Source organism: Moraxella lacunata, from assembly GCF_002027545.1.
Lineage (GTDB): Bacteria > Pseudomonadota > Gammaproteobacteria > Pseudomonadales > Moraxellaceae > Moraxella > Moraxella lacunata.
Genome location: NZ_MXAN01000067.1, coordinates 1 through 5,421, shown reverse-complemented (window position 1 = coordinate 5,421; position 5,421 = coordinate 1). Strand labels below are relative to the sequence as shown.

4 protein-coding genes and 1 pseudogene are annotated in these 5,421 nt (G+C 42.5%); 2 read left to right on the top strand and 3 right to left on the bottom strand.

Annotated features, from left to right (window positions below; genetic code table 11):
- Positions 1-677 (top strand): annotated as a pseudogene (locus B5J94_RS09590) (hypothetical protein); the annotation flags it as partial.
- A 178-nt stretch (positions 678-855) separates the two neighbouring features.
- Here B5J94_RS09590 and can read toward each other — a convergent pair.
- Positions 856-1,533, bottom strand: a complete 678-nt coding sequence (can, locus tag B5J94_RS09585; RefSeq protein WP_228144577.1) for a carbonate dehydratase — start codon at positions 1,531-1,533, stop codon at positions 856-858.
- 150 nt (positions 1,534-1,683) lie between these two features.
- Between can and B5J94_RS09580 the strand changes: the two genes are divergently transcribed.
- Positions 1,684-2,520 carry a Crp/Fnr family transcriptional regulator gene (locus B5J94_RS09580; RefSeq protein ID WP_062499335.1) on the top strand — a complete coding sequence of 279 codons (837 nt, stop codon included), beginning with the start codon at positions 1,684-1,686 and terminating at the stop codon, positions 2,518-2,520.
- 2 nt (positions 2,521-2,522) lie between these two features.
- Here the strand turns inward: B5J94_RS09580 and narL are convergent, their stop codons facing one another.
- Together narL and B5J94_RS09570 are read right to left on the bottom strand one after the other, a co-directional pair.
- Positions 2,523-3,182: a two-component system response regulator NarL gene (gene narL, locus B5J94_RS09575; RefSeq protein WP_062499336.1), complete on the bottom strand. Its 660-nt coding sequence runs from the start codon at positions 3,180-3,182 to the stop codon at positions 2,523-2,525.
- 117 nt (positions 3,183-3,299) lie between these two features.
- Positions 3,300-5,294 (bottom strand): histidine kinase, encoded by a 1,995-nt coding sequence (locus tag B5J94_RS09570; protein ID WP_143821957.1) that lies wholly within the window; start codon positions 5,292-5,294, stop codon positions 3,300-3,302.
- Positions 5,295-5,421: the final 127 nt, after the last annotated feature.

The window sequence follows — 5,421 nt, the reverse complement described above, 5'->3', positions numbered from 1 at the left end:
AAAGTTTAAATGATGAAAGTTTGGCGATTTCACAAAATACAGAAATTGTAGAAAATTATCATCAAGAAATTGGTAATCAAGAAATTGGTAATCAAGAAATTGGTAATCAAGAAATTGGTAATCAAGAAATTGGTAATCAAGAAATTGGTCAAGCGGTAAACAATTCTCAATCAACAAACGACATCAAGCCGTCAGGGCAGATAACCAAAGAGCAGTTAAAAAATGAACTCATGCCACAGCAGGTAGCGTTGGCAGGCGAGTGGACACCAGAGAAATGGGATTATTGGGTGGCGGTGGCACGCCGTGAGCATAAACTCGATGCCGATGAATTGGCGATGGTGAGTCATGCGATGATGGTGGGGCAGATAGATGGCGACTGTCAGCTGTATGTGCCTGAGCATAACAAGCAGATTTTTTCAAGTTTTAAGAGCTTTGCCAAAAAATTTGGTCAAGATTTTGCAAACGGTCGCTTGCGTGATGAGACGCTACTGCTGTCCCAAAGTGAATTTGCTCATCTCGCCACGCCTGTACAAAAACAAAAACAGCGAGATGAGCAGGTATTAGTCATCGCCAGTAATCAGCTGTTAAACAGCCCTGTCTTACAAAGCCTGTATCAGGATAACTTTATCAATGATGACAATGCCATCACATCGGTGCGACTGACGTTAAATGAGTAGTCAAACGAGTACACCCAGCCAACTTGATATTTACCATGGGTTTGTAGGGGTGTGCTGAGTACACCCTTTGATGACATTACTGTACAAGGCGTGCTCAGCACGCCCCTACATCCAAACATCATTGCGTTTGTAGTAATTTTAAAGTTTATTGGGTGTGGTTAAACAAGTAGAGCGGGTGCTATACTTCATACACAAAAGCGTCTTTTAGCTGACTAAAACCATGAACGCTGACCTCCAAATCATGAATCAAGCCATCTTTTAATCCATAAATCCAGCCATGTACAGACAGTTTTTGTCCTCTGTGCCATGCGTTTTGGACGATGGTGGTGTGGCAAACATTGGTTACCTGACGCTTGACGTTAAGCTGACATAAAAGGTCAATTTGCTCATCAATGTCTAAATTGTTAAATTTATCCAAATGCTGATAATAAATGCCTTTTAATGAGCGTAACCAGTTATCAATCAGCCCAAATTCTTGGTGTGATAGGGCAGCACGCACCCCACCACAGCCATAATGACCACAAACAATGATGTGTTCAACCTTTAACATGTCCACAGCGTATTGTAAAGCAGACAATAAATTCATATCAGTAGCGACGACCATGTTCGCCACATTGCGATGCACGAACAATTCTCCGGGCATGAGTCCAACCACTTCATTGGCAGGAACACGACTGTCAGAGCAACCAATCCAAAAATAGTTAGGGGACTGCTGGCGGGCAAGGCTTGGAAAATAGTCAGGATTGCGAGCGGATAAACTTTGAGCCCAAAAACGGTTGGATGTCAATAAGTCGGACAACATGTCATGCTCCAAAGGTGTGAATAAGTTTGATATGCCATAAAATAGCACATTCATCAAGCATTGCCATACCAATAACCGCCAAAAGTCAGTAACCAAATACTAGCCAAAAGGGGTAGGTGATGGGTTTTATCTGTGCTTTTGGGGAATATGGATGGCACATACAGCACAGTATTATGGCATCATTTATTTTGTATGGCTAAGAAGATGATAAAATCTGCTGAACACACCAAAAAAGCCTACCTTGATACCTTACGGACTCATCCTTTATTTGCTCTTTTGCCCCAATCTGTTGCAGGAGAGACAGTCAAAGATGAGTTGCTTGATCAGGTTGTCATTCATGAATACGCCAAGAGTGAGCTGATTTTTATTCAGCACAGCGTGGTAAAGAATCTGTATTTTTTGTTAGATGGGCAGGTGATGTGTCATCGTGAACTGCCAAGTGGGCAGGCGTGCTTGATTGCCAATTATCATGAAATGGGGCTTATCAATGAAAGCGTACTGTGGGGGTTGGAGACAGAGAATGGTGCTGATTTTGATATGGGTATCCATCAAGTAGGGCAGATGAATGATGTGGCAGAGCAAATCTCTAAAACTAACATTGCCACACGCCATTCTAAACTGCTCATCAAAGAGCGTGGCATTCATCAGCTGACCGCCACCGCCAAATGCCCCACCGTTGTGGCAACTTTGCCTGTGCAGGCTTATTTTGAGAGTATTGCTGATTTTGATTTGGGCAATCTTATCATGTGGTTTTGCAACACCATAAGTAAACGTATGTACTATCATCTCATCAGTAGCGACCTGCTTGCTTTTGTCCAAGCCAAATCCAAACTCAGCTATTACTTTTTGACACATTATCCTGTGGGTGTGCCGTTTGAGTTGCCATTTAGCCAAAAACAGTTGGCAGGGCAAATTGGACTGCGTCCTGAGACACTCTCTCGCACGCTAAAAGAGCTGATTGATGCAGGGCTTATCAGTAAACGCAAATCACAATACTGTCTGATGGATGCTGAGAGATTGCTTGCGTTGGTTAGTGACTAGGATTATTTGTCCAAATTTTCTACCGCCCACACAGCAGCTTCCACACGAGTGCGTAAGCTGATTTTCGCCAAAATGTGCTTGACATGCACTTTAACAGTAGATTCAGCAATGCCCAATTTGTTACCTATCATTTTGTTACTCATGCCATCTCGTATCATATAGAGCACCTGTAATTCACGCTCGGTCAAATCAGGGTTGCTCTCAGGTTGGACAGGCTTTCGTATGGCGGCCGCCAAAATGGGTGCAAGAGCAGGGCTAATAACAAGCTCCCCACGCAGGATGCGACGAATATTACCAACAATCTCATCGGGTTCCATGTCCTTTAACAGATAACCGTCCACACCCAAAGCTAGGGCATCTTGAACGTCTTTGATGTTGTCAGAGACAGTAAACAACAGTACCTTGCCTTCAATCTGACGTTCTCGGATGGCTTTTAGGGTTTCAATTCCATTCATCACTGGCATGTTATAGTCAAGGACAATCAAATCCACACTCGTCTCTTGTAAAAAGCTGAGTGCTTCAACACCATGGTTGGCCTCGCCTGCTACGTGAATGTCCATTTCTAAGGATAACAAGTCCGCCATGCCACGCCGTAACATGGGATGGTCATCAACAAGTAATAGGCGGGCGGGGCTTGTGGCAGTATAGATTTTTTGGTTCATGATGATGTCTTTGGTTGGGTGAGGGTTAAAATTGTTAAAATTGTTAAAGTTAAATCAGTTAATTTAAAAACTGTCCAAATAAATTTGGCAAATTGTTCTATTATACTTCATCTGCCATCAAGATGTCTGACCAAATTCATCATTGAGTTCACAGGTGAGTTCATAAGTGGCGGTGCTGATTTGTTCGGCTGTCCATTCTTTGAGTTTGGGTTTGGGACGTGGGCTTTTGAGTTTTTTTAAGAAAAATTGGGGCAAAAAGCGAACAAATACCTCGGTACCTGTGGGGCGAATTGGTTCGGTGCTTATCGTGCCACCTAAATTCAATGCCCTCTCACTCATGGTGCTAAGTCCATAATGTTCAGGCTTTTGTTTGTCGCTTTGACAAATGCCAATGCCATCATCACTGATACGCAAGATGGCCTCATAACTGATGCTGTCTTGGTAGAGTGTGATATTGACATTTTTGGCATGGGCATGCTTATGAATGTTTGAGAGTGCCTCTCGGGTGATTTGTAATAAATCTACCTGTTCAGATGCTGATAGGTTTAAGGTTAATATTTGATTGTCAAAGTTGATATTAAAACCCCCTTTGCTCTCAAATTCCTTAACCGTTATCTTTAAGGCATCATTAAAATCTCCCCCATCTACTTTTAAGCGAAAGGTATTTAACAAATCTCGAAGCTGTGCGTAGGCGTGGTTTGTGGCATCATTTAGGTCGGTGCGAACCTTGTCTTGTTTTTGGTGAATTTTTAATAGTGTTTCTTTGTTTTGCAGGTTTGGCTCATTGACAAGGAGTTTTTTCTCTTGTTCACCCAGAGTTTTTAACATGGCAGACTGTATTTTTAGGTGTGATAATGTCTGGGCGATGGAATCATGCAGTTCACGAGCAAAGGTGTTGCGTTCTTCGGACAACAGCAATTCTTCGGCTTGTTTTTGGCGTTGGTTTGACATAAAAGTTAGGGCGATAAGTTGTGCCAAAACCCCCGGCAGGTCTTGTTCGGACAGATTATTGTCTTCGTTGATATTAAGTAGGGTGATGCGGTTTTTTGTCATAGAGTTTATGGGTTCACGCACCAGTAACTCGCCCCAGTGAGTATCAGTGCTTTTGATGGGGATGATGCGGGTGTGCATGTCAATTTTTAGCTCGCAATGCTCACAATCATCTGGGGTACAAAAGTCATGGTGTTTACGCTCTGATAGGTTCATGATGACATCATTTTCAAAATTCTCCCCATGAATGCACAAAGACAGCTCCGTGTTGGGCAGTAGGCGAGCAAAATCTTGGATAAGTTTATGAAGCTCTTCGCTGTTTAGATGGTGTGTGGTGGCGATTTTCTCGGCAAAATGGTAAAGACTGTATAGGGCTTTGTTGCTTTGGGTAAGATGATGGGTTTGGCGTTCAACCTGTTTTTTAAGTTCGTTTTGATGGTTATCAATGAGTGTAAGCATGACAAAAAAAGCATCTGATAACTCGTTGAATTCTTGATAGCCCTTAATATCCATCTTGCTTGCCTGCATGTTAAGCGATTTGCCTTGCCTAAAATGACGCGCGGTATTGGTAAGATTTTTCAAAGGAATTAAAGCATTACGGTGTAATTCGTACATGCCAACTAGCATCACAAACATGATGAACAGCAGCAAGATGATTTGGATGTGCTGCTGACGTGCTTGACGGTACTCGTTACGTTTGCCAATGGCATCAACCAAATCATTGACATCGTCTAAAAATGCCAAAGAGTGTTCATAAAAATTTACACCATCGTTGTGCATCAAAATTGGCAGTAGCGTGTGCTCCCAATCATGACGAATTTTGATGAGTGCCTTGTCAATATCGTCATTTTTGTTGCTGTTTTTGGCTTGATATAGGCTTAATTTATCAAGGCGGGCGGTCATGTCATCTGCTAAGATGGGGCTTGGTGTGTGAGCTAATTTCGGATTTGTGAGCAGTGCCAATTCATGGTTGATGCGATAGGTCGCCATACGAATAGAGTCTGCATCATTGATGGCTTGTGCGTCTTTTTCGGCGGTACTGACAAGATAAAAACTGTATGTAGAAACGCTTAGAATTGTCAAAAAAATAAACGCCACTGCCACACTTGCACGCCTTGTCATGGAATGCCCTACCGTGGTTGGACTGATTTGGTGTGTGAATTTTTTTAACAAGGCAAACAGCACAAACCATACTCCCAAAAATTTTGTCAATAAAAAATAAGTGCATCATTGAACCGCACCCCAAAAG